Genomic DNA, 21,785 nt, shown 5'->3' with positions numbered 1-21,785 from the left:
CCGCGCGCGCCTGCGAATGCATACAATGCCAGATGTGCAGGCGAGACAACCAGCGTGCAGATATGATCCGGTGCCCGCGCCACCGCCTGTAGCGGTATATGCCGTGGCATGTGAGGTGACATGAACTGATGATCGTGTCATCGTCGGGCGGAACTGTATGTAGGCGAATGCCTCAGCACGATTTCGGCAGTGCAAACCCGGCGACAGGGATGGCATGCCACATACGAAATCCCGGAAGCCATCGACCCGGCGCTCCGAACATCCAAGGCCTCTTCAAGGACATCTCACTCATGGAAGACCGGACTTACCTCCTCGGAAAACTCGCGGCGCTGGAATCCGCCCTGGAGGCGGCGATCTCGACACATCCTGAACCGGCCGCCTGGGTGGCCGCGCTGGCGGAAGCCATGTCCCGCTATACACCGGAACAGCGTCCGCGCAACGTCCGTTCCTTCGCCGAAGGATGGATGGCGATCGTGACACCTTTGTTGACCGAGCAGGCCAGCCGCTCGCACACCTCGGGCCGTACCGGCCTTGCGGCGCCCCCTGTCGCGGCCACCATGCCCAAGCGCACCGCGCACTGACGCGCCGACACGGCGCTCACGCCGCTCGCACGTCTCCGTCAGCTGGAAGGCGTCAAGGTGGGCCTTCGGAAGAAGGAGACGCACATGGCCAATGAGAAAAATCGCCCACCGCAACAGCCTGGACAGAACCAGCCCCCCAAGGACCGGCGGGGCCCCACCGAGCAACCGCGGACGGATTCGTCGGGCGACCCGGTGGACGACACTGGCGAGGACAATCACCAGCAGAAGTAGTACCGCTAACGCGAGGCATCCAGTTCGTCGACGTCGTTCAGGTCCGCGCGGACGCGGCGCGCCGCCCGCGCGGCGGCGCGCTTTCTCAGCAGGATGATGCCCGCGAGGATGAGTATCGCCGGGCCCCAGCGCCCACCGGTGGCTTTCGCGAGAAGTTTGCCCGCCGCCATCGCGCCGAGTGTGTTGACGTGGGATCCGGATGCAACGTTGGCCATGGCGACACTCCCCGGGTGCGTTTCGCGAGACGCCAAGCGTCGCCGTGCCTGCATCGGGATCACGTGAAGGATGGGCCTAGGCCTCATGCACGGCACCCGGAGCCGCGGGCCGATCTATAATGGCGCCGCAGATCCCGTTACCGCCATGCCAAAGACACTCAACGACAGCCTTCCCTGGATCGCCATCGCGCTGGCGATCGCCGTGGGCACGGCCTATTTCGCCACGCGCCCGCAACCGGAAACCTACGACACGTGCATGGCCCGCCTCGCGAGGCCTAACGACGCGGAGGCCGACCGTGCGCTCACCCGTGCCGCTTGTGCGGAGAAGCCGGGAGCACCGTCGAAGTCGCCGCTCGCGCACTGAAGCGCGGAAGACGCCCGGTCAGAAGTGCACGGGGATCCAGCTCCCCGAGATACGCTCCTTGAGTACCTGCACCGCCCTGCCCTTGCCCTTCAGGGCGACCGCCTGGTTCAGTGCGAACTCGACAGCCATGCCTTCGGTGCGGAACAGGTGCTTGTGCGCGCCCGGCAACAGCACCGTCCATGTCCTCTCGTTGATGGGCGGGAAGAATACGAAGATGCGCAGTGGACGATCCGAGATGTCCATCACCGGCGGCGCCGGAGTTCGGCGCGGACGTCGCCCGGCACCTGGCCGACGCGCTTGACCGCGTCGCGGAGCGATTGCTCCGATACTCCTAGCGAACGAACCCACCAGTTCACCTCGGTCCTCGACTCGAGGTCGATTTTCGTGGCGTCCGCAGGCCGTGCCCCGCGTTTCATCATGTCCATTGCCGTTTCCTGCTAAAGATCACCATTGACACCTCGCGCGTTACCCCCGTGTGACGAAAAGGGGGTGCCAACCGGCGATGCCGCTTACATGCGCATAACAACCCAAGGCGCATCGTGGGACACCCTCGGCCGAGGGACCTAGTCACCCAACCGGACAAGTCATGCCCACGCAGAAGCCACCGGCGCGTTTTCCCAACGGCGCGCCCACAGACCGTTCGTCGGCAGCGTTCGTTTCCTATGTCTATTCCCACGAGCGTCGCGGCAAGCTTCCCGAGACACCGCGCGAGCCGGCCAAGCGCCGGACGGGAAAACAGCCCTAACAGTAACAGGTAAGTGCATGAGCTTCGCCTCCCGTCGATCGCTGCCCGGGCCTTGCCAGGTCACCGCGCACGCGGTCGACGAGGCATGCAAGGAATTGGGCTACGCGCTCGACATCCTCTACGCCGCCGAGGCGGAATGGAACGAGCGGATGCCTCGCTCCGCCGGCGACATGCGGATGAGCGACCTGAGGCATACCTGCCGTTATCTTGAGGACGTAGCGCCGTATCGACGCGTGGCCGACGCGATCACCCTTCTCTGGCGCGTGGATCGCCGGCTCAAGGCCATGCGCGACGCCGACTATGTCGACGTCGCGGAGGCCTGCAGCGTGTTGCAAAGGATTTCCGACGCGTCCGAGTGGTCGCGGCCGGCGGTCCTGTTCGCCGCGCGGTGCCATTGCTTGCTTCCCGCATGGCCCGCCAGCTTGACGATACGTTCGCTCGTCAGCGCGGACACGTAGTCGCCGAGGCTCCCAGCCACGCCGGCAAAACCCTCGGTGCGACGACGATACGGTCGAGATCCGGTGCCGGTCCGCTGGCATTGCCGAGACCGATGGTATTGGGCCCCGCCTTGAGCGATACGTTCAGCACCTTGGCCACCGGGTCGTCGAAACTGCTGCCGTCGAGATCCAGCTTGACCGGTGCCTGTCCGTTGATGGTCAGGTAAAGCGAGCGCGGACCCTTCGTCGCGTAGTCGATCTCGACCTGATAGCTGCCGGAGGTCGGCACGGTCACCGCCGGAAAGGTCACGCTGTTCGCCGTACCGGCGCCTATGTTTCCGGCCTTTGCCAGGCCTGAGAAATAATTACTGAAGCCCGCGGTGACGGTGCCACCGAGAACCGCGGCCTCGGCTTCGTATGTCGCGGACGCGGGCAGCGCGGCATCCCCCGTTCCGCGGACCACGATGCGATCGAGATCCGGTGGATAGCTGGCAGCGTTACCGAAGCGGATGCGGTTGAATCCCTGGCGCAGGCACACCGGCAGCGTGCTCTGGGATGGCAACTGGAAACTTCCGCCGCCCGAGTTGAAGGTCTGGAAAGGCCCATCGTTGACCTGGTAGAGATACGAGCGCAGACCCAGCGTGAGCGAATCGACCCGCATGAGGTACGTGCCATCGCGCGGAACGTAAACCCGGTCGAAACTCACGGTATTGCCCGCGCCAAGGCCGAGCCCTCCGACCTTTACATCGCCCGAGCAGCCCACGCAGGCGGCCGGTGCCGCCGTGCCGGCGAGCGTAGCCGCTTCGGCTTCATAATTCGTGGAAGGATCGGGCGCCACCTGGCCCGGCAACGCCTCGACCAGCAGCAACTGCGTACCGTGGCCAGGAAGCTCGACGCGGTAACTGCCTGAAGAAGAACCTTGCTCCTGATGGCGCCAGAGATCGCGCATACGCCGGGCGCCCGTCAGCCCCAGCACTCGCCACGGCAACTCGACCACCGCGCGGGTCGCATTCATATTGAACAAGGCGACATGGTAGCGGCCGCCGCCCAGATCGCTCACCCACACGGGAAGATCGCCTCCGATGACCTGCACGGCGGGCTTGCCGGACTGGTCCACGGCGATGACCTCATCGTTGCCAGCGAGTTGCTTGCCGGTTTCATCGAGCTTCGTCAGGTCGCCGCCGAGATAGAGGGGCGCGTTCGCCATGGCCCAGAGGGTCATCGCCGACCGCTTCTCATCCAGCGTCAACCCGTCCAGGTCGCCGTCACCGATGTCGAGCGAGTCGAGGTCGTTCCAGCCTTTCGCCGGACCGGCGACATCCTGCCACCCAGGCAGGTCGCGGAAGCGCTTCTCGATGCGCGGCCAGTTGGTGAGCGTGGCGCAGCGGCTTTCGCATTCCACGTCGTCATCGATACGGCGTGCGTTGGAATAGGCCTGCCAGACGTCCTGGTAGTCCTTGTCCACCGCCCAGGAGACGGTGAGCCAGATGGGACGTCCGCTGCGTGCGATGGCCCTGGACCATGCGGCCACGTCGTCGCGGTTGTCGATGCTCAGGTCATCGCTGTAGGAGCCCGGCGTGACGCCGTCGAGCTTGATGAAATCCACGCCCCACGATGCGAAAAGCGCCACCACCGAATCGATGTATTCCTGCGCGCCCGGTTTGCTGAAATCGATCTTGTAGTGATACGGCGATTCACCCGGCGCGCCGAACGCGTTCCCCGCGCGATGCGGCAACGCGAGGATGTCCTGGATGTGATAAGGCGTACCGAGAATCGGCGCGTTGGCTATCACCGCCGGTTCCTCGACGCCGGGAATCCAGTAGATGCCGGCCTTCTGTCCATGGCCGTGGATATGGTCGACCAGCGCCTTGATATCGGGAAAGGTGCGCGGATCGGGGGTGGGACGTCCATTGACGTCGAAACCGCCCTGCCAGCCGGAATCCAGGTTGATGTACGTGTACCCGTGAGCCTGCAATCCCGACGCGGCGAGCGCGTCCGATTGCGCGACCATGTTGGCCTGGGTGAGAAAGCCTGGGTCGATCGTCTGCTGGCTGAAGCTGCTCCACCCGAGATAAGGCCTTTGCCCCGCGCCGTTGACCTGCGCCGCCGCCGTGGTGGCCAGGGACATCAAGCCGCATGCAAGCGCCAGACGGGAAAACGCCGGAACCCGAACATTCATCGCGTGACTCCTTGGTGGGAAGTTGTGCCTTCGCGCTCGAACACCACGCCCGCGGCTTGCAGGTCGCCCTTCATCACGAGGTCGATGCCGCGTTGCATCCAGTACGCGCCGCTCGCCACTTCGGGCGTGCCCGGGGCGGCTTTGCCGTGCACGAGGCGGAAGCGATAGCGCGCGTTCGTGTCGAGCCCGCGCAGGCGCAGCGTGGGGAACGGGCGCGCTTCTTCCCCCTGCCGCTGGAACGCGAACAGGATGGCCTGCGCACCGTCTTTCGCCACCGATTCCGTGGCGGACCATGGCGAGCGCTCTTGCGGCGACAACAGCCGGTACAGCGCGCCACGCTGCACCGTGGCGCGGATTTTCTTGTACTCGGCGATATAGCCGCGTGCCGTCGCCTCTTCCGCAGGCGTCCAGTCCAGAAGGTTCGCCCCGATGCCCAACCCGCCTTGCATGGACGACAGAAACCGGAAATCCATCGAGCTGACGCGATTGTTCACCCAGTTGGGCGAGCCGGTGACCCAGGCCATCATCGTCGACGGCGCGTAGGCATAGCTGAAGCCGTCCTGGATGGAGAGGCGGTCCGACGGATCGGTGTTGTCGGACGGCCAGACTTCATCCGTGAGCGACATGATGCCGAGGTCCACCCGCGCACCGCCGCCAGAACAGGATTCGATTTCGACCTTCGGATGGCGCGCGCGCAACTGTCGAAGGATGTCGTACAGGTTGCGCACGTAGGCTACGTAGACCTTCTGCTGTTCGTCCGGCGACATCTGCGGCCAGCCCGGTTCGGACCAGTTGCGGTTGTAATCCCACTTCAGGAACTGGATGTCGTTCTCGCTGAGGAGGCGGTCGAGCACTTCGAGCAGGTGCGCCTTCACGTCCTCGCGAGCGAGATTGAGCACGAGCTGATGCCGCCCTTCGCTTCGATCGCGGCCGGGGAAATTGAGCACCCAGTCCGGGTGCGCGCGATAGAGGTCGCTGTCGCGGTTGACCATCTCCGGTTCGACCCACAGGCCGAAGCTCATGCCAAACCCGTGCACCTTGTCGATCAGCGGCTTCAGTCCATTGGGGAACTTGCGACGATTGACCACCCAGTCACCAAGACCGGCATGGTCGTTGTCGCGCGCTCCGAACCAGCCATCGTCCACGACGAAGCGCTCGACGCCGAGCGCGGCGGCCTTCTCGGCGAGCCGCTCCTGTCCCTGCTCGTCCACCTTGAACTCGGTGGCTTCCCAGGAGTTGTAGAGCACCGGACGCAAGGCCGCGTTCGCGCCGCCGGGAAGGACGCGATCGCGCTCGAACCGGTGCAGCAGCCGCGACGCCTCGCCGATACCGCCGGCGGTGTAGCCTGCGTAGAAGACCGGCGTATCCAGCGCCTCGCCCGGCTTCAGCCGATAGGCGAAGTCGAACGGGTTGTAGCCGCCGACCACGCGAACCTGGCCAAGGATGTCCTCGTCGATGCGGATGCTCCAGGATCCACTCCAGGCCAGCGCGCCGAACCACACGTCGCCATGGTCTTCGTTCCATTCGCTGCCGCGACCGATCGCGAACCAGGGGTTGTTTTCGTCACCCGTGCTACCGCGTCGGCTCTCGAGCACGGTGGCGCCGGGTGTGACGGCGCGCGTTTGCAGATGCCACTCCCCTGCCCAGGTGCCGGTCAGGTAACGCAGTGAGTAGTCGCTGGCACGCGGCAGGTTCCATGTGGCCGACGCGGCGCTGTCGACCGTGAGTGCCTGTTTGCCGGTGTTCTCGATATGCGCCGAGCGGCCGACGATACCGGTGGCCGCGTCGGCGCTGTAGTCGAGGGTGACCGCCACCCCCGCTTGCGCGTCGCGCAGGAGGATCGACAGATGGCCACCCTCGACGCGGTAGCTGTCGTAGCGAAGCACGACATCGCGATTACCATCGTCGAGGCGGATCTTCAGCGCGGGAGTGGCCGTCATCGCCCCACCCCAGCCGGCGTATTCCTGTGGCGTGAGCGCACCCGCGGGATCGAACGACGAGCGCTCGGGCGCGGGCGCGGCGGGACCGAGTGGATCGTCGGCAGGCAGCCGCGCGCCCCAGTAGAGGTTCTGCAACATGCCATCCGGATTTACGCCCATCGCATAAGTGACGTTCCCGGCGTCGAGCCGGAATACGCGATGGTCCGCGTCATACCTCGGCGGTGCCATGCGTTCCGCGGACGCCTTGGTGGCGGCGATCACGGGGGCGGCGAGAAGACTTGCCGCGAGCAACGTCGCGACGCGGAGCATGCTGGCCTGGAGTTTCAAGTGTACGACCTCTCTTCTTCTCGGCTGTCCGACGCCTCCACGCGAAAGGCGAAGGCACGTTCAAGGGATTCACCAGGCGCCAGTTCCGTCATGCCATGAGCCACCGGGCCATCCGGAAGATGCACGGCATTGATCGGATGGTCCACGGGTTCCAGGCAAAAGAAGTCCTCGCCTGCCGGCACGTAAAGCACATAGCCATCGACTTCCGCCTCGATTCGCAGACGCAATGCCAGCGCCGGCCACTCGATCGTCGCCTGTCCCGTCCATCCCACGAAAGCGTGATTCAGTCCACCCGCCGGCAGATCGCTAACGGAGGTGAAATCCCATTCCGGCGGTACAGGCGCGCGGCGCACTGGCAGAGGATCCCGGCCGTCGTTGAGCCACACCGACGTGGCCGGCGCGCGCAGCCGTGCCTCGCCGCCATGCAGGGGAAAGAACGGGTGCAGGCCGAGACCGAAGGGAAGCGCGAAGCTGCCCGTATTGGTTACCCGCAGCGCGACATGCAGTACGTCGCCATCGAGCCGGTAGGCAAGGCGGGCCCGATACGAATAGGCATCCGGCGAGGTCTCGTCCAGCACGAGCACGGCGGAGTGGGTATCGTGCGCTTCGACCGTCCACGACCGCTGCCAACCGCTCCCATGGATCGGGTACGGATCGTCCTCGCGATTGAGCGCCAACGCGACACGTCGCCCCCTATGAAAAAACCCGCCGTGGGCAATGCGATTGCTCCACGGCAGGAGGGGGTAACAAGCAAGGCGATTCGGCTCGCAGCGGCCCGGCGAACTCCCGGGAGGCTCCACACAAGGCCGCATCACCGGCAACGCCCGGCCCCGCCCGAGCCAGTCGAAGCGGGCGATGGCGCCGCCTGCTTCGGGAAGCAGGCCGACGCTCAACCGGTCGTTGCACAGCTGAAGCATGTCAGAGCGAGGCACGCACACCGAGGAAGAACGTCCTGCCATTGGCCTCGGCGTAGCTCTGCCGATCGTCGAAGACCTGGTACTGGTAGATCTTCTCGTTGTTGAGGTTGCTCGCGTCCATGAAGATCGACACATGGTCGTTGAGCTTGTAGCTGGCGCTCAGGTCCACCTGCCCGTATGCCTTCACCGAGGTGGGCTGGCTCTGGTTCCCGGCGATCGACGCGAGGTACTTCGCACGCCAGTTGTACGCGGCGCGGAACTCGACAGGCCCCTTCTGGTAATACAGGCTCACGTTCGACGAGTTGCCGATGCCGGGGACGGCGAACTTGCCGGCGTTGGCGATCTTATCGGCGCTGATCGAGGCGTCGCTGGTGACATAGGTGTAGTTGGTCGCTACGCCCAGGCCATCGAAGGGCGCCGGCAGCTTCGTGAACTGGTAGTTGAAGGTGAGTTCCGCACCCTTGATCGTGGCGGTGTTGAGGTTCACCGGCTCGGTCAACTGGAAGGGGAAGCCCAGCAGCGTCGTGTTCGTGGTGATCAGCGTGCTGAAGTTGCTGACCTTCTTGTAGAACAGGTTCATCGCCGCATAGCTGGTCTCGTTGAAGTACCACTCCACGCCCGCGTCGTAGTTCTTCGAGATGTAAGGCTTGAGCGCCGCGTTCCCGCGGGTCATGGTCTGGTCCTGCGGACGGAAGTTGTACGACACCGAGGCGGCGAGGTTGCTCAGGTCGGGCCGGGTCAGGGTCTTGTATGCGGCGGCACGGAACACCAGGTCGTCGCGCAGGTTGAGCTTGAAGTTGGCCGACGGCAGCCACTCGTGGTATTTGCCGTTCTGCGAGATCGGGCTGAGAGAGCCGTAGGTGGGGATCGCGTTGGTCGGATCGTTCGGGTTCACCGCGATCCCGACGATCGGCACCGAGTACGCATACGAGGTGGTGTTCGTCTTCGTATAGCGGATACCGGCATTCAGCGTCCAGGGCATGTCGCCGTCGCCTTCCAGCGTCGCCATGCCGTAGGCGGAGCTGATGCGCTCCTTGATCATGCTGTACGTGTTCGGATCGGGGTGTGCGGTGAAACCGCCGCCGTTCGCGTCGAGCTGTGCCTTGAACGCATCGGCGTTGGGCAACTGGTTGTACGCGGCGGGAGTGGCGAGGTAAGCGAACAGCTTGTTGACGTCGTAGACGACCCAGTCCCTCGGAAACCCGGGCGCCACGCCTCCAACCAGGTTGCCTGCATGGTAGACATGCGCGCCGACGGCATCGGCAGGCACCGTGGCGACGTAGCCGCAGTACTCGGCGCAGCCGAAGCTGTTGGGCGTGTTGTACGTGACTTCGGTCTTGGTGCGGTTGGAATTGGACAGGCCGAAATCGAGGCGCGAGAGCACGCCGTCCATGAAGGACTTACCGAGGTGCAGCTGGTTTTCGAAGATCTTGTCGCTGACGTTCGGGCTCTGCGTGCCCTGGTTCGTCACGTGCGCGTGCAGGGTCGACGTATCGGTGGTGGGCAAGAGTCCGGTGTACGTCGGCAAGTGGTTGTCGCCGTTGTTGGTCCAGACCGGATTCACGCCAATGTTGCGCGTACCAAGGACGACGAAGTAGCCGTTCTGCGACTCCTTGTTCCACGCACGCGATACCGCGCTGTCCCAGTCCACCTGCAGCGACGGATCGATCTGCCAGTTGATGTGGCCGCCGATCTGCTCGTTGAACGCGTCGCGCGGGTTGGACTGCATCGCATAGTCGTTCGACATGCCACCCGACTGGTCCATGACGAACTGTTGCGCCGTTCCATTGGCCCCCGGCGTGATCGACTGGATGATGCCCGTGTTGGTGAAGGCGCCGAAGGCGTTGTACTTCGAGTCGATCTTGTACTCGGAGAACAGGCCATCCAGCTTCACGGTGACGCCATCGACCGGCGCCCAGTCGATCGCACCGTTGAAGGACTTGCGCGTGCGCGTCTCGTTGATCACCTGCCCTTGCAGCGTCTGCGGCAACGCGACGCTGGTATAGGCGGGATTGATCCGCGAGAAGTTCTGGTTGTTCAGCCAGCCGAGGGTGTCGATCGACTGCTCGACGTGGTCGCGCTTGTAGTAGACGACCGAGGCGAGCCAGCCGAAGGTATGGTCCTTGTTGGTATTGCCGATGAGGCCGGAGACCTTCGGCGTGGTCTTGCTCGCGAATCCACCATCGATGCTGTCGTTGACGCCCGCGGCGCTTCCCGCCGCATGGAACCCGTTGAAGTCGAACGGCCGCGCGGTGATCACATTGACCGTGCCGCCGATGCCGCCTTCTTCCAGGTCCGGGGTGCTCGTTTTCTGCACGACCGCCTGCTGGATGACTTCGGACGGCAGGACGTCGAAGTCGAACGCGCGATCGGTCGCCGCCGTCGCCATCGTACGTCCGTTGAGCAGCACGTTCACGAAGTTCGGCCCAAAGCCTCGCACGGTGATCTGGTTCGACTCACCGCCGCTGCGGTTCACCGATACGCCCGGCACGCGTTGAAGGGCATCCGCCACGTTCTGGTCGGGAAACTTGCCGGCTTCCTCGGCCGATACGGAGTCCACGGTATTGACCGCGTCACGCTTGGTCGACTGCGAGAGGAACAGGGATTGCAGCTGTCCGGTGACGGCGACGCCGTTGAGTTCGGTGACCGCCTTGCCATCCTTCTGAGACTTGGCGTCCTGCGCGTTGCCATCCTGGGCGGGAGCCGCTGCCTGCGCGGGGACAGCCGCGGCGGGCGCCGGTCCCTGGGTGGAGGACGGTGCATCCTGCGCCTGGACGATGGATCCACCCATGAAACAGATGCCGAGCATGCCAGCCAATGCGTTGCGCACCGACAGCGCGAGTAACTTCCGCTGCATTCCTACTCCCCTCTCATGATTGGATGGCTCACGAAGGCCGCACTCCGCCGTCGACGGCAAGCGAACCTGCCCCGATGCGCCGATGGAACTTCGCTGGACCCGACTGTTCCCCGCTGATGCGGTTACGAACCGCACCCCGAATGGACGCCCATGGCCCGCACCCGGCAGGCGGAACGTCCGTGGGTCAATTGTAGTATTTTATTATTATATGTCCGCAAGCTGCGGCGCAGCATAAGCGGATACGGCAGGGGCGAGGCTCCTAGGAGCCGTTTCCGTGCCTCTGTTCGACAGGAGAGCTGAGGACGCGGTGGCGTGACTGCCGACCGCTTCACAGTTCCGGGATAACGCGTCGCCGGCGTTAGGGTTTCTTGCGGGCGCGCCCACGGATGTTGGTCCGCGACTCGCTGACCATGCGCAGCATCGCCTGGCGCGCCACCTCGGGCTGGCGGCGGCGCACCGCTTCATAGACTTTCTCATGGTGCGGCAAGGCGGCCTTGAAGTTCGCGGCATTACGCGCGGAAAGCAGGAAGAAGGTGCCGAGGGCGGTCTCGATGACGGAGAACAACGAGACCATCAGTTCGTTGTTGGTGGCACGTAACAGGGTTTCGTGGAACGCGAGGTCGGCCTCCGCCCAGGCATCCAGATCCTCGGAGGCGGCCATCGCATCGTAGGCCGCCTTGAGGGTGACCAGCTGCGCGTCCGTGCGTCGTCTCGCCGCGGCCGCCGCGGCGCCCGGCTCGATCAGCTCACGCATCTCCACCAGTTTCTCGACGAAGCTTTCCGTCGGCATGGAAGCGCAGCGCCAGCCCAGGACATCGGCGTCGAGCTGGTTCCAGTGGATGGCTTCCCTCACGCGGGCGCCCGTGCGCTGGCGCGACTCGATCAGGCCCTTGGCGACGAGTACCTTCATCGCCTCACGCAGCGCGGTGCGGCTGACATTCAAGCGCTCGGCCAGAACCTCCTCCCGTGGCAACCCCTCCCCCGGCGCCAGCTCCCCACTGACGATAAGCCGCCCCAGCTGCTGGACCACCAGGTTGTGGAGGCCGCGCGAGGTCACGGGCTTCACCATGCATTGCTCCTTGGGATGTCTGGATTCTTCTCCATACCATTACACAGGTGCCCGCATGAGAGGTCGATATCCATGAAAAAGGCCGCGCATCGTGCGCAGCCCTGGCCCGATCGGGATTGGCGGCCGGCGGCCCCTCAGCCATTGTCCTCGTTGTCGTGTGTCTGCTGTGGGGAATCCGGATTGCGCGGCTTCTTCTCGACGCGGTCGCCGACGTCCTTGTCGTAATCTTGGGGAGTTTTCGGCTTTTTCTCGGGTTCGTTCGGGGTGGACATGGGGAATCTCCTCATGGACGGTCCACTGACGATAGGGGCTTCATCGTTATCGTAGGTCCGTGCTTTCGTGAACGCCGCGAACACCCTTCGCATCCGCATCCGCGGCGTGCTTCGCCGTGATCCGCGGATCCCGCCCGCCGATTCAGAAAAGTGACCGGGCGAAAGCAGCCGGTCCACCCTGATTTGTCGAACCGCGATACATCCTTCGGCAGACACCGCCAGAGGACGGTCTCATGCCAAGGCCGCTTCCATGCATGCTGATCCTGCTGTTGACCGCCTGCAACGGCGGGCATACGGAATCGCCGGTGGGCACACCCGGCGCCGAGAAATCCACGAAGACCAAGGCGCTTGAAGCCGGCGCCTCGATGTTGCAAAGCGCTCCGCCGCTCGGCGCCCTGAACATGTATCTCGATGGCTTCCACTTCTATAACGGCCGCATCGAAAGCCAGATGGAAGCGCACCACTATTGCTCGGGGCTCAACGAAGACATCAAACAGTGCGTCATCTACGACGGCAATACCGCCAATGCGAAAATCATGGGCGTGGAGTACATCGTTAGTGCCAGGGTGTTCGCCACCCTGCCCGATGCGGAAAAACCACTCTGGCACAGCCATGCCTACGAGGTGACCTCCGGTGAGTTGGTGGCGCCAGGGCTTCCGCGTGCGGCAGAGCACGAGTTGATGGAGAAGTTGGCCAGCACGTACGGTAAAACCTTCCACACCTGGCACACCGATTTACAGAAGCATCTGCCGCTCGGCGTCCCGCAGTTGATGATGGGGTTCACGCAGGACGGGCAGATCGACCGGGCCATGGTTCGATCGAGGGACGAACGGCTGGGCGTGGATACGGAAGAGAAGCGCCGTGAGAGGGCGGATATCAAGCCTCCGCCGGTTCAGGAGGGGGCTGATGCGTGGCAGCGGGGGACGGTGATGCAGATTGCGGATCCGACGGGTGGATCGCATAACCAACGCGGTAAAGAAAATGGGATGACACGCTGACAAGCGTCTGCAGCCGAATCGATCTGCACAAGCGATACATCGCTTCCCAGGTGCGGTGACTCCTGTGAGAGACATCCCCCCTGGTCCGCAGTAGGATTGACCAACCTCGAGCCCATTCGAGGTGTTGGGGAACATGAATCGACTCGCTCTGACGGCCGCCGCCAGCATGACACGAGCCGGGTGCGAGTCCTTCGTAAACAGGAGAAGCGCCATGTACCGTTTGCTTATCGCGTCCGTTGTATGCGTCAGTGCGATTTGTTCCGCTGAGACACGAGAAGGCGTCACCCGCACCTCCCCCTTGACGACGTTCAGCACACATAGATCGTCCGATGTTTTCTCACAGTGCGTTCTCGATGCGGTGCAGAAAGAATTTCCCGTCAGTCGTATAGACTCAAAGCAGACCGGGAAGGAAATTCTAGTAAGTCGGAGTCCAACTGATGACATCGTTGCGATCATCGATGTCCAGGATCGTCCCGGGGGTGGTGGTGCCATGGTGATGATGCGCACGGCTTCGCCAACTCAGCCGCAGCGAGATCCGATCGTGAAGAAGGCACGGAACTGCCAGTGAGATCAGTGCAACGCCTCGCACCCATCGATGGCGATAATTGCACCCTCGTCGGTATTGACGGAGTTCTCCCGGTCAACCTTATAGCCGCCGACAAGTACCTCCCCGTTTACGATACGCACGGTGATCGGCGTCTTGGCAAGGCTCGTAAGGTTCAGGGTCTCCCCCTCCTTGATGGTCTTCGAAAAATCCATGGGAAAGAGCAGTACGACGCCGAGTGGCTTGCCTACCGATGAATCGGCGCTGCCACGAACCACGAAGTGCCCCAGGACGGAATGCTCGTCCACGAATCGCCGGGCTTCGCTCTTGCTCATGGCCGCAAGCCTGGCGGAGGTCTCCGCGCTGCATGAGCCGTCCACGGGTGCAAAGCGAGTGATTATCTGATCCCATTCCGGGGGATATGCGTATTTCGCGACCTTCTGGAACGTCGTCAGGATCGGGCTTGCAGCGATAGCGTCTCTCAGGCGCCTGAACTCGGAAACATCAGCCGAGGCGAGTGACGAGTAAGCCAGGCATGCGACGAGAGACGTTGTCGCGAGGGATAGAAGGGGCTTCATGCGGAACGGCTTCCTTGGGATTGAACCGGGTGGCAGGACTTGAGCCAGCGTGCCCGGATTTGCAGTTCACTGCATGCCCACTCCGTCAGCGCATGCACCGCTGATCCTCCAAGACCCACTGGTCCTCGATCTCGTTCGATCAGTAAGCCACTTGCTCGCACTCAACGATGGGCTCTGCCCAGCTCTATGAGCTTGGCTAAAAGCGATACTCCGCGCGTGCACCCCATACATTGACTGAGTATGTAGCTGTGCCTCCAGGCACATCGCGAAAAGACGGCTTGTAACGGTCTACGACAACTGACAAATTGACGGCGCTCGTTAACCTGTATCCGACGCCAGCACCAAAATAGCGGCCATCATGGCGATCTTTAATATTGGTTTTGTAGGCATCGCGCAGATCGTCGAATGTTCCGATACTCTCGATGACAAAGTTCGACCTATAACGGGCCATGCCGTAATGTGCTGATACGTTCCAGGAGTCGGTCACGTTCCACTGTCCGTTAATGCCGAGCATGTACGCCTTCGCCTTGTATGACCGACGCTCGCGCCAGGTGCTCAGGTGATCAACCCCATCCACGTCGGTAAACACATATTCGTCGTAGGAATGACTGCTCGCGTTGCCCAGATCACCGTACCCGCCCTCAACGCCCAAACTAAGCGTCCGAGCGACCGCCCAACGGTACCCAACCATTGCAGCGAACGCTCGATCGCTCCGGTCACGTGCCATGTCACGATCGATCTGCGACCGGCTTTGACCCGCAGACAGCGAGATGAATGCTCCCTGTTCGGCGGCATACGTCATTGGCGCGGCCGTGGAGCACGCGACCATTGCAAGTAAAAGCTTCTTCATATGCTCCCCTGTAGCGTCGCTTCATTATAAGGCTTGCGCAAGACCACACGCTTGATCAGCCGAATCATCGTATAAAGCACCGCAGACGTCTGTAGGAGTTCCCCTACACGCAAGCCATCCCCGCGCGAGCCACCAGCGACCATACCGAATATCCAGGGTATCGGCATTGCAGGTAGCGGCGAGGTACGGTCTTGATCTCAGCACACAGGCAACTCGACGCCCACGCCACCGTCAATCGCCGTTTCGACTGCCAGCATGACCAAGGAGTCGACAGCGTCGTCGGTGGCCGGGGCCCTGTGAATCGTCCCGCTGGGCCGTCCTCGCACGCCACCGCCCAGGCAGACCACCGCCGACCAGCGCACCGTGGCGTTTTCACCGCGTTTCCAAGTGGCGTCGTATTCCCATCCCCCGAAGCTATGGCTGAAAGCGCCCATGCGTGAACTCCCCATCCTTTTCAGTGCGCCGATGGTACGAGAATTCCTACTGGGCCATGGCGCTCGCCTGACGGAAGAACTCGAACAACCCGTAGCCACCGCCGGCTACAACCATGGCGATGCCGAGCAGACGCCATCCGCCTCGCACGGCGACCGCCAGGATCACGCCAAGCCCAATATCCGCCATCACGATGTACTGCCCAGCCACTGCCGCCTTCATCCCATGGTCGAGCGTCAGCATCTGCGAACAGATCAGTTGATCGGCTTGTCCGTTGCCGGTGGACTCTATCTTCGGCAAGGTGACCGTCTGGGTGCGAGCGAGAGGGACGCTGCCACGGCATTGAAGCGGTTCGTTCATCGGCGGGTCTCCATTTATCCGTCGAAGCGTATCGGCAAGTTTCCTCGGGCCTTGAGCGCAGGGGCGTGTCAAGCGCGATATTCGAACGATCGAGGTGCGCACTGATGCCAGCGTCCGGACCTCAGCTGTCCGCCTTCCGCTCGGGGTGGGCCTTCCCTATCTTCGCCGGCAACAAGGGTCACTATTTTCGGCGGATCGGCCTGAACGAGCTCGCCATGTCAGTGTGCGGACTGGTGTATCCCGTGGCGAACCTATACGGCATTGGCACGTTCCTGGTCTGCCGCATTTGTCGCAGAAGGCTGGCGCCCCGCCTGACGTCCGCACATTCATCGACACCATGCCGCCGGCGCAGTTGGCCGGTAGCCCTGTGGCACAAATGATCGCAGCGGCACTTGCGCGAGAGGATCACAAAGCATGAGCTGGGCAGTCGGGTACGACGAGAACTGGAAGCGCGACATCGGCTATGGCGTGCCGTCGACATGCGATCACCCTGGCTGTACCGAAGAGATCGATCGAGGGATGTCGTTCGTCTGCGGCGGCGAACCATTTGTGGGCACCTACGGGTGCGGCCTGTTCTTCTGCGGCCAGCACCGGACCTACGCTGGCGACCGTCGGGACAACGCGCCGCGATGCGCCCGGTGCTACGCCGACAAAGGCAAGACCTACGATCTCACCCCGGACACGCCGGAGTGGACCGAACACAAGGCCACCGACCACAGCTGGGCGGAATGGCGCAACGAACACGAGGCATCCCGATGACCGAACGTACCCTGATCAAGCTGGCCGAGGTGCAGAAGCGCACGGCCCTGAGCCGAAGCTCCATTTACGCCAAGGTTGCCGCGGGGGCATTCCCAAGGCCTGTGAAGCAGGGAGCCTCTTCGGTCTGGGTCGATACCGAGGTACAAGCCTGGACTGACGCCCTAATTGAACGGCGCGATACCATTGCCGCCTGAAGGCACGGGCGTGAGGAGCAACGGTCATGGATTGGGCACAGGCTATCTTAAGCGGCACGATCTCGGCGGCGGCATCGCTCGGGACCGTGTACTTACGCTCATATGTAGGGGAGCGCGGGAAGAATCGCGCCACGAAGGATGATATCGAGGAGCTGACGCATAAAGTTGAGGCCGTGCGGGACGAGTATGCACGTGGTATCACCGAGTTGTCGGCGTCAATGAATGCACGGAACAGCCTTCGAATACTTGCCGGAGAGAAGAGGCTAGCCACGCACCAGGAAGCGTACTCTCGGTGGCATGCGCTGCTGTTGAAGGCCGCGTTCGAAGACGGCAGGAAATATGCTGACGAATGCGCGTTATGGTGGATGGACAATGCGCTTTATCTGGACGCGGAGCCTAGGAATTGTTTCATCCTGGCCGTCGCGGCAGCGCGGGTCCACTTCGAGCTCGTAGAGTCCAATCGAGGAAAGGGACCTGACGCGGTGCGAGCTGTTGTTGCCAACATGAATACGGTCCGGGCAGCCGGACCTGCAATAGTTAAGGCATGCGAATTGCCACCGATCGCCGCGGACACCGGCCAGGATGTCCCAGCCGAGCCCCCACAAGTTCCATCACCAACTGTCACTTTTGCACCGCACCACGATGAAAAGGGATGACCGTCGCGCCAAGCCGTAGCGAGTCGGGTAGGTCGGCCCACGCCTGCATCATCTTCCGTCGTTCCGGAAGGTACCGGGCATAGTTGTAGGCAGCGCGCACGCAGTCTTTCTCGCAGTGCGCCAGCTGCCGCTCAATCCAGTCACCGTTAAACCCCTCCTCTTTGAGAAGGGTCGAGGCCATCGAGCGGAATCCGTGGGCCGTCATCTGGTTCGTGACGTAGCTCATCCGGCGCAATGCCGCGTTGATCGTGTTCTCGCTCACGGGCCTGCTCGGGCCGCGCAGCGAGGGGGAACACGTACCGGCCTCGCCCGTGACAGGGCGGATCTCATCGAGGACAGCGCGCGCCTGGCGCGACAATGGGACGATGTACGGTGTTCCCATCTTCATTTTTCCAGGGGGAATCCTCCACTCGTCACCGTCCACGTTGATCTCGTTCCATTCCCATGATCGTAGCTCACCGGGGCGAACGAACGTCAACGCGGAAAGGAGCAGCGCGCACCGTGTGGAAATATGTCCAGTGAACGAATCGATCGCGCGCATCAGCTCGCCCACCGCTTCCGTACGGGTCAGACTCGCGTGATGGCGAACATGGGCGGTCGTGAGCACACCGCGCAGATCGGCGGTTGGATCTCGATCTCCCCTCCCGGTGCCGATCGCATAGCGAAATACCTGCCCACACCGCTGCTTCAGCCGTTGAGCAGTCTCAAGCTTTCCAAGGCTTTCGGGGCGGCGCAGCAGTACGAGCATTTCCGGCGGAGTGAGTGATCTGATCGGGCGTTTACCGATCCACGGCAACGCGTACGTCTCAAAGAGCCAGATGGCCTTATCGCGTGTGGCAGGTGACCACTTGGCCTTCGTCCGCATCCACTCCCGCGCGATGGCCTCGAACCCATCGTCCGCGGAGAGCATCGCAAGTGCCTTCTCCTGCCGCCTAACGTCCGCAGGATCGTCGCCCCTGGCGAGAATGTCTCGCTGTTTATCTCGGCCCCTCCTGGCGTCTTGCAGAGACATCTGAGGGTAACTACCGAGGTCGATCATCCTGCCCTTCCCACCGAAACGGTATCGGAAGCGCCAGGCTTTAAAACCGGTGGGCCTTACTTCAATGCACAAGCCCAGCATGTCCGCTACGCGGTAGACGGACGGACGCGGCTTAAGCGAACGAAGTTTCGTATCAGTCAAAGCTGCCATGTGAGTAACGCCGGGAGCGAAGTCGAGATTCGCGAACTTTACTCACGTGCTTACTCACATGCTTGACTGGATGCTGGTGGACGCAGGTGGACCGCAATGCACCTAAAACCTAGCATTTGCGCCGACTTAGTGGACCTAGATGGACTTGCATGGACGCCCTTGGAAGCGTCTCTGGTGCCCGGAGTGGGACTCGAACCCACATACCCTTTCGGATGAGGGATTTTAAGTCCCTTGCGTCTACCGGTTTCGCCATCCGGGCGGAAAGAAAAAAGGCGCCTCCGCGTCAGCGGGTGCGCCTTGGAATGCGATGGAGGCCGAGGTCGGAATCGAACCGGCGTACGCGGATTTGCAGTCCGCTGCATGACCACTCTGCCACCCGGCCATCGCTTGCGCAGCGCGAAGAGTATCCGCGTAGCGCTTAAAAAACAAAACCCCGGATGTCCGAGGTTTTGTGGAATTACTTGGAGCGGGAAACGAGACTCGAACTCGCGACCCCGACCTTGGCAAGGTCGTGCTCTACCAACTGAGCTATTCCCGCGTCGTTGTCCGGCTATTTTAGATCAGATGGGAAATGTGTCAACCACCTTGCACCGTATTTTTTTCACTTTTTTTCACCTCGTCTGAATCCCCGCGCAAACTGGGCCATGCGGCGCGCAGGTAGTCCAGGCCCGACCAGATGGTCAGCACGCCAGCGATCACCAGCAGGGCTTCGCCTATGTGGTACAGGCGCAGGGTCTCGGCGTCGTGCTGGAGCAGGAGCACCACCAGGGCGGCCATCTGCATGGCGGTCTTCAGCTTGCCCAGGAAGGCGACCTTCACCTTGGAACGCGCGCCGATCTGGGCCATCCACTCGCGCAGGGCCGATACGCTGATCTCGCGCCCGACGATGACCGAGGCGGTCACCGCCATCAATATTCCCTGCCAGCCACCGGGGTGGGACTGAACCAGGAGAAACAACGTGACCGCCACCATCAACTTGTCGGCCACCGGGTCGAGGAAGGCGCCGAAGGCGGACGTGAGGTTCAGGCGCCGCGCCAGGTAGCCGTCCAGCCAGTCCGTGAAGGCGGCCAGCACGAAGACGAGGGCCGCCGTGAGGTTCGCGCCGCGGAACGGCAGGTAGTAGACGATGACCATCACCGGCAGCAGCAGCACGCGGAACAGGGTCAGCCAGGTGGGGAGATTGATTCGCATAGGTCGGCCGGTACGGGAGACGTGCCACGTGGGCTCGCCCTGGTTCAATCAAGGATGCAGCATGGCATAGATGCGTTCGGCGAGGCCGCGATCAATCCCCTTCACGCTCATCAGTTCCTCGACGCCGGCGGCTTCCACGCCCGCCAACCCGCCGAAGGCCTTGAGAAGGGCTGCGCGACGGCGCGCACCCACGCCCGCCACGTCCTCGAGGGTACTCCGCTCGCGTGCGGCTTCGCGCCGCCGGCGGTGTCCACTGATGGCGAAACGGTGCGCTTCGTCACGCACCGCCGCCACGAGGTGAAGCGCGGGCGACGCCGTGCCGGGGTGCAGGGTCTTGCCGCTCTCGGCAAGCACCAGGGTCTCCTCCCCGGCGCGCCGGCCGGGCCCCTTGGCGACACCGACCACGCGGATGCCACCGACACCCAGTTCGCGCAGGACGTCCACCGCCTGCGCCACCTGTCCGGTACCGCCGTCGATCAGAAGGATGTCGGGCTTGACGCCGCCCTCCACGACTTTCCTGAACCGGCGGGTCAAGGCCTGATGCATCGCCGCGTAGTCGTCGCCCGGCGTGATGCCGGTGATGTTGAAGCGCCGGTAGTGCGACTTCTCCGGCCCCTCAGGACCGAAAACCACGCATGAGGCGACGGTCAATTCACCGCGTGTGTGGCTGATGTCGAAGCACTCGATGCGCCGCGGCGTCGTGTCCAGGGCGAGCACTTTCTGCAGGTCGTCGAAACGCGCCAGCAACGTATGGCGGCTGGCAAGCCGCGACGTAAGGGCCGCGCTGGCGTTGCGCTGGGCCATTTCCAGGAAGCGCGCGCGTTCGCCGCGGACGCTCGGCTTGAGCGACACGGTGTACCCCGCGTGATCCGACAGGACCGATGCCAGCACATCCGCGTCTTCCACCGGATCGCTCAGCACCAGCTCACGTGGCACCTGGCGCTCCAGGTAGTACTGGGCGATGAACTGCGAAAGCACGTCCGACAGGGACGCGTCGGTCGGCAGCCTCGGGAAGAAATCGCGCGAGCCCAGGCTCACGCCATTGCGGAAGAACATCACGCTCACGCAGGCCATGCCACCTTCCATGCAGCAGGCGATCACGTCCATGTCCGCACTGGCACCCTGCACGAAATGCTGAGCCTGCAGCCGGCGCAGAGCCGCCACCTGGTCACGCAACGTGGCGGCGCGCTCGAAATTCAGCGCCTTCGAGGCATCTTCCATCGCGACGGCGAGTTCGTCGATCACGGCGCTGCTGCGGCCTTCGAGGAACATCTCCGCGTGGCGGACATCGTTCTTGTAGTCCTCGACCTCGATCAGACGCACGCACGGCGCACTGCAACGACCGATCTGGTGCTGCAGGCAGGGGCGCGAACGGTTCCTGAAATAACTGTCCTCACATTGCCGCACCTTGAACAGCTTCTGCATCAGGCCGAGGCTTTCACGAACGGCGAAGGTGCTCGGATAGGGACCGAAGTAACGCCCCGGGCCGGCCTTGGCGCCACGGTGGAAGGCCAGGCGTGGGTAGTCCTCGCCGCCCGACAGGTAGATGTAGGGGTAGCTCTTGTCGTCGCGCAGGACGATGTTGTATCGCGGCTTGAGCGACTTGATCAGTTGCGATTCAAGCAACAATGCCTCGCCGGCCGTGCGCGTGAGGGTGACCTCCGCGCGGGCGATCTGCGACACCATCGAGGCGATGCGCGGATCCATCGGCGGCTTCAGGAAATAATTGCCGACGCGCTTCTTGAGGTTGGCCGCCTTGCCGACGTAAAGCAGCTCGTCCTCCGCGTCGAAATAGCGGTAGACGCCGGGCGAGGTGGTGAGGTGGCGGACGAAGGCCTTGCCGTCGAACGGATGCGACTCGGTGTGCTCCATCCCGCCATTTTACCGCGTCGGCGAGCGG

At 63.1% G+C, this 21,785-nt stretch carries 23 protein-coding genes, 3 tRNA genes and 1 pseudogene; 8 read left to right on the top strand and 19 right to left on the bottom strand.

The annotated features are described in order from the left end of the window. Positions 1–290: 290 nt before the first annotated feature. A complete protein-coding gene (locus QFZ41_RS16335; protein WP_429199702.1) occupies positions 291–581 on the top strand; it encodes a hypothetical protein in 291 nt (96 codons plus the stop codon). A 236-nt stretch (positions 582–817) separates the two neighbouring features. Here QFZ41_RS16335 and QFZ41_RS16330 read toward each other — a convergent pair whose 3' ends face one another. Continuing rightward, a complete protein-coding gene (locus tag QFZ41_RS16330) occupies positions 818–1,027 on the bottom strand; it encodes a hypothetical protein (protein WP_429199701.1) in 210 nt (69 codons plus the stop codon). A 145-nt stretch (positions 1,028–1,172) separates the two neighbouring features. On the opposite strand from QFZ41_RS16330, the gene QFZ41_RS16325 reads away from it, so the two are divergent. Continuing rightward, positions 1,173–1,391, top strand: a complete 219-nt coding sequence (locus tag QFZ41_RS16325) for a hypothetical protein (RefSeq protein ID WP_429199700.1) — start codon at positions 1,173–1,175, stop codon at positions 1,389–1,391. A gap of 18 nt (positions 1,392–1,409) precedes the next feature. Here QFZ41_RS16325 and QFZ41_RS16320 read toward each other — a convergent pair whose 3' ends face one another. Further along, positions 1,410–1,634, bottom strand: coding sequence for a hypothetical protein (locus QFZ41_RS16320; RefSeq protein WP_429199699.1), 225 nt, complete (start codon positions 1,632–1,634; stop codon positions 1,410–1,412). Further along, positions 1,634–1,816 carry a DUF3606 domain-containing protein gene (locus QFZ41_RS16315; protein WP_429199698.1) on the bottom strand — a complete coding sequence of 61 codons (183 nt, stop codon included), beginning with the start codon at positions 1,814–1,816 and terminating at the stop codon, positions 1,634–1,636. Before QFZ41_RS16315 ends, QFZ41_RS16320 begins: the two co-directional genes overlap by 1 nt. A 161-nt stretch (positions 1,817–1,977) precedes the next feature. On the opposite strand from QFZ41_RS16315, the gene QFZ41_RS16310 reads away from it, so the two are divergent. Together QFZ41_RS16310 and QFZ41_RS16305 are read left to right on the top strand one after the other, a co-directional pair. Next, on the top strand, positions 1,978–2,136 hold the full coding sequence (locus tag QFZ41_RS16310) for a hypothetical protein (protein ID WP_371023230.1): 159 nt from the start codon (positions 1,978–1,980) through the stop codon (positions 2,134–2,136). A 17-nt stretch (positions 2,137–2,153) separates the two neighbouring features. Next, positions 2,154–2,594 carry a hypothetical protein gene (locus QFZ41_RS16305; RefSeq protein ID WP_429199697.1) on the top strand — a complete coding sequence of 147 codons (441 nt, stop codon included), beginning with the start codon at positions 2,154–2,156 and terminating at the stop codon, positions 2,592–2,594. Here QFZ41_RS16305 and QFZ41_RS16300 read toward each other — a convergent pair. The 6 genes from QFZ41_RS16300 to QFZ41_RS16275 form a co-directional block, all read right to left on the bottom strand. Continuing rightward, positions 2,578–4,752, bottom strand: coding sequence for an alpha-galactosidase D (locus tag QFZ41_RS16300; RefSeq protein WP_429199696.1), 2,175 nt, complete (start codon positions 4,750–4,752; stop codon positions 2,578–2,580). The genes QFZ41_RS16305 and QFZ41_RS16300 overlap by 17 nt on opposite strands. Continuing rightward, on the bottom strand, positions 4,749–7,019 hold the full coding sequence (locus QFZ41_RS16295; RefSeq protein ID WP_429199695.1) for an alpha-galactosidase: 2,271 nt from the start codon (positions 7,017–7,019) through the stop codon (positions 4,749–4,751). The genes QFZ41_RS16300 and QFZ41_RS16295 overlap by 4 nt, the downstream gene beginning before the upstream one ends. Next, on the bottom strand, positions 7,016–7,936 hold the full coding sequence (locus QFZ41_RS16290) for an aldose 1-epimerase (RefSeq protein WP_429199694.1): 921 nt from the start codon (positions 7,934–7,936) through the stop codon (positions 7,016–7,018). Before QFZ41_RS16290 ends, QFZ41_RS16295 begins: the two co-directional genes overlap by 4 nt. A gap of 1 nt (position 7,937) precedes the next feature. Beyond that, positions 7,938–10,793 carry a TonB-dependent receptor gene (locus tag QFZ41_RS16285; RefSeq protein WP_429199693.1) on the bottom strand — a complete coding sequence of 952 codons (2,856 nt, stop codon included), beginning with the start codon at positions 10,791–10,793 and terminating at the stop codon, positions 7,938–7,940. A 358-nt stretch (positions 10,794–11,151) separates the two neighbouring features. Further along, positions 11,152–11,862, bottom strand: coding sequence for a FadR/GntR family transcriptional regulator (locus QFZ41_RS16280; protein ID WP_429199692.1), 711 nt, complete (start codon positions 11,860–11,862; stop codon positions 11,152–11,154). A gap of 134 nt (positions 11,863–11,996) precedes the next feature. Continuing rightward, positions 11,997–12,134 carry a hypothetical protein gene (locus tag QFZ41_RS16275; RefSeq protein ID WP_429199691.1) on the bottom strand — a complete coding sequence of 46 codons (138 nt, stop codon included), beginning with the start codon at positions 12,132–12,134 and terminating at the stop codon, positions 11,997–11,999. 254 nt (positions 12,135–12,388) lie between these two features. Here QFZ41_RS16275 and QFZ41_RS16270 point away from each other — a divergent pair, with 254 nt between their 5' ends. Continuing rightward, positions 12,389–13,132, top strand: coding sequence for a DUF1264 domain-containing protein (locus QFZ41_RS16270; RefSeq protein ID WP_429199690.1), 744 nt, complete (start codon positions 12,389–12,391; stop codon positions 13,130–13,132). A 570-nt stretch (positions 13,133–13,702) separates the two neighbouring features. On the opposite strand, the gene QFZ41_RS16265 is transcribed toward QFZ41_RS16270, so the two are convergent. From QFZ41_RS16265 to QFZ41_RS16255, 3 genes are all read right to left on the bottom strand, one after another. Further along, entirely contained in the window at positions 13,703–14,254 is a 552-nt protein-coding gene (locus QFZ41_RS16265) for a hypothetical protein (RefSeq protein ID WP_429199689.1), read from the bottom strand. Between the two features lie 196 nt (positions 14,255–14,450). Continuing rightward, entirely contained in the window at positions 14,451–15,104 is a 654-nt protein-coding gene (locus QFZ41_RS16260) for an outer membrane beta-barrel protein (RefSeq protein WP_429199688.1), read from the bottom strand. A 480-nt stretch (positions 15,105–15,584) separates the two neighbouring features. Further along, positions 15,585–15,896 (bottom strand): hypothetical protein, encoded by a 312-nt coding sequence (locus QFZ41_RS16255; protein WP_429199687.1) that lies wholly within the window; start codon positions 15,894–15,896, stop codon positions 15,585–15,587. A gap of 414 nt (positions 15,897–16,310) precedes the next feature. Between QFZ41_RS16255 and QFZ41_RS16250 the strand changes: the two genes are divergently transcribed. The 3 genes from QFZ41_RS16250 to QFZ41_RS16240 are packed head-to-tail and all read left to right on the top strand — an operon-like array spanning position 16,311 to position 17,505. After that, complete coding sequence (locus QFZ41_RS16250; protein WP_429199686.1) at positions 16,311–16,655, top strand: hypothetical protein; 345 nt, start codon at positions 16,311–16,313, stop codon at positions 16,653–16,655. After that, positions 16,652–16,849 carry a helix-turn-helix transcriptional regulator gene (locus QFZ41_RS16245; protein WP_429199685.1) on the top strand — a complete coding sequence of 66 codons (198 nt, stop codon included), beginning with the start codon at positions 16,652–16,654 and terminating at the stop codon, positions 16,847–16,849. Before QFZ41_RS16250 ends, QFZ41_RS16245 begins: the two co-directional genes overlap by 4 nt. Positions 16,850–16,875: 26 nt before the next feature. Then, positions 16,876–17,505, top strand: a complete 630-nt coding sequence (locus tag QFZ41_RS16240) for a hypothetical protein (protein WP_429199684.1) — start codon at positions 16,876–16,878, stop codon at positions 17,503–17,505. On the opposite strand, the gene QFZ41_RS16235 is transcribed toward QFZ41_RS16240, so the two are convergent. From QFZ41_RS16235 to uvrC, 7 genes and pseudogenes are all read right to left on the bottom strand, one after another. After that, the gene (locus QFZ41_RS16235; protein ID WP_429200276.1) at positions 17,471–18,415 is read right to left on the bottom strand and encodes a tyrosine-type recombinase/integrase; all 945 of its coding nucleotides are present in this window, start codon (positions 18,413–18,415) and stop codon (positions 17,471–17,473) included. The two genes, QFZ41_RS16240 and QFZ41_RS16235, sit on opposite strands and share 35 nt — an antisense overlap. Before the next feature lie 24 nt (positions 18,416–18,439). After that, positions 18,440–18,694: pseudogene (locus tag QFZ41_RS16230) on the bottom strand (Arm DNA-binding domain-containing protein); the annotation flags it as partial. Between the two features lie 172 nt (positions 18,695–18,866). Continuing rightward, positions 18,867–18,953 (bottom strand) — tRNA-Leu (locus QFZ41_RS16225). A gap of 49 nt (positions 18,954–19,002) precedes the next feature. Beyond that, positions 19,003–19,076 (bottom strand) — tRNA-Cys (locus tag QFZ41_RS16220). An 80-nt stretch (positions 19,077–19,156) separates the two neighbouring features. Beyond that, positions 19,157–19,232: transfer RNA gene (locus QFZ41_RS16215), tRNA-Gly, on the bottom strand. Positions 19,233–19,270: 38 nt separating this feature from the next. Beyond that, a complete protein-coding gene (pgsA, locus tag QFZ41_RS16210) occupies positions 19,271–19,885 on the bottom strand; it encodes a CDP-diacylglycerol--glycerol-3-phosphate 3-phosphatidyltransferase (protein ID WP_429199683.1) in 615 nt (204 codons plus the stop codon). Between the two features lie 48 nt (positions 19,886–19,933). Next, positions 19,934–21,757: an excinuclease ABC subunit UvrC gene (uvrC, locus tag QFZ41_RS16205; protein ID WP_429199682.1), complete on the bottom strand. Its 1,824-nt coding sequence runs from the start codon at positions 21,755–21,757 to the stop codon at positions 19,934–19,936. Between the last annotated feature and the right edge of the window lie 28 nt (positions 21,758–21,785).

The sequence above is a fragment of the Luteibacter sp. W1I16 genome, assembly GCF_050434905.1.
GTDB lineage: Bacteria > Pseudomonadota > Gammaproteobacteria > Xanthomonadales > Rhodanobacteraceae > Luteibacter.
This window is presented reverse-complemented; position numbering and strand designations above follow the sequence as displayed.

Coding starts and splice junctions, on each gene's coding strand:
- QFZ41_RS16335 (WP_429199702.1), top strand. CDS start 291: ATGGAAGACCGGACTTACCTCCTCGGAAAACTCGCGGCGCTGGAATCC.
- QFZ41_RS16330 (WP_429199701.1), bottom strand. CDS start 1,027: ATGGCCAACGTTGCATCCGGATCCCACGTCAACACACTCGGCGCGATG.
- QFZ41_RS16325 (WP_429199700.1), top strand. CDS start 1,173: ATGCCAAAGACACTCAACGACAGCCTTCCCTGGATCGCCATCGCGCTG.
- QFZ41_RS16320 (WP_429199699.1), bottom strand. CDS start 1,634: ATGGACATCTCGGATCGTCCACTGCGCATCTTCGTATTCTTCCCGCCC.
- QFZ41_RS16315 (WP_429199698.1), bottom strand. CDS start 1,816: ATGGACATGATGAAACGCGGGGCACGGCCTGCGGACGCCACGAAAATC.
- QFZ41_RS16310 (WP_371023230.1), top strand. CDS start 1,978: ATGCCCACGCAGAAGCCACCGGCGCGTTTTCCCAACGGCGCGCCCACA.
- QFZ41_RS16305 (WP_429199697.1), top strand. CDS start 2,154: ATGAGCTTCGCCTCCCGTCGATCGCTGCCCGGGCCTTGCCAGGTCACC.
- QFZ41_RS16300 (WP_429199696.1), bottom strand. CDS start 4,752: ATGAATGTTCGGGTTCCGGCGTTTTCCCGTCTGGCGCTTGCATGCGGC.
- QFZ41_RS16290 (WP_429199694.1), bottom strand. CDS start 7,936: ATGCTTCAGCTGTGCAACGACCGGTTGAGCGTCGGCCTGCTTCCCGAA.
- QFZ41_RS16285 (WP_429199693.1), bottom strand. CDS start 10,793: ATGCAGCGGAAGTTACTCGCGCTGTCGGTGCGCAACGCATTGGCTGGC.
- QFZ41_RS16280 (WP_429199692.1), bottom strand. CDS start 11,862: ATGGTGAAGCCCGTGACCTCGCGCGGCCTCCACAACCTGGTGGTCCAG.
- QFZ41_RS16275 (WP_429199691.1), bottom strand. CDS start 12,134: ATGTCCACCCCGAACGAACCCGAGAAAAAGCCGAAAACTCCCCAAGAT.
- QFZ41_RS16270 (WP_429199690.1), top strand. CDS start 12,389: ATGCTGATCCTGCTGTTGACCGCCTGCAACGGCGGGCATACGGAATCG.
- QFZ41_RS16265 (WP_429199689.1), bottom strand. CDS start 14,254: ATGAAGCCCCTTCTATCCCTCGCGACAACGTCTCTCGTCGCATGCCTG.
- QFZ41_RS16260 (WP_429199688.1), bottom strand. CDS start 15,104: ATGAAGAAGCTTTTACTTGCAATGGTCGCGTGCTCCACGGCCGCGCCA.
- QFZ41_RS16255 (WP_429199687.1), bottom strand. CDS start 15,896: ATGAACGAACCGCTTCAATGCCGTGGCAGCGTCCCTCTCGCTCGCACC.
- QFZ41_RS16250 (WP_429199686.1), top strand. CDS start 16,311: ATGAGCTGGGCAGTCGGGTACGACGAGAACTGGAAGCGCGACATCGGC.
- QFZ41_RS16245 (WP_429199685.1), top strand. CDS start 16,652: ATGACCGAACGTACCCTGATCAAGCTGGCCGAGGTGCAGAAGCGCACG.
- QFZ41_RS16240 (WP_429199684.1), top strand. CDS start 16,876: ATGGATTGGGCACAGGCTATCTTAAGCGGCACGATCTCGGCGGCGGCA.
- QFZ41_RS16235 (WP_429200276.1), bottom strand. CDS start 18,415: ATGCTCTCCGCGGACGATGGGTTCGAGGCCATCGCGCGGGAGTGGATG.
- pgsA (WP_429199683.1), bottom strand. CDS start 19,885: ATGCGAATCAATCTCCCCACCTGGCTGACCCTGTTCCGCGTGCTGCTG.
- uvrC (WP_429199682.1), bottom strand. CDS start 21,757: ATGGAGCACACCGAGTCGCATCCGTTCGACGGCAAGGCCTTCGTCCGC.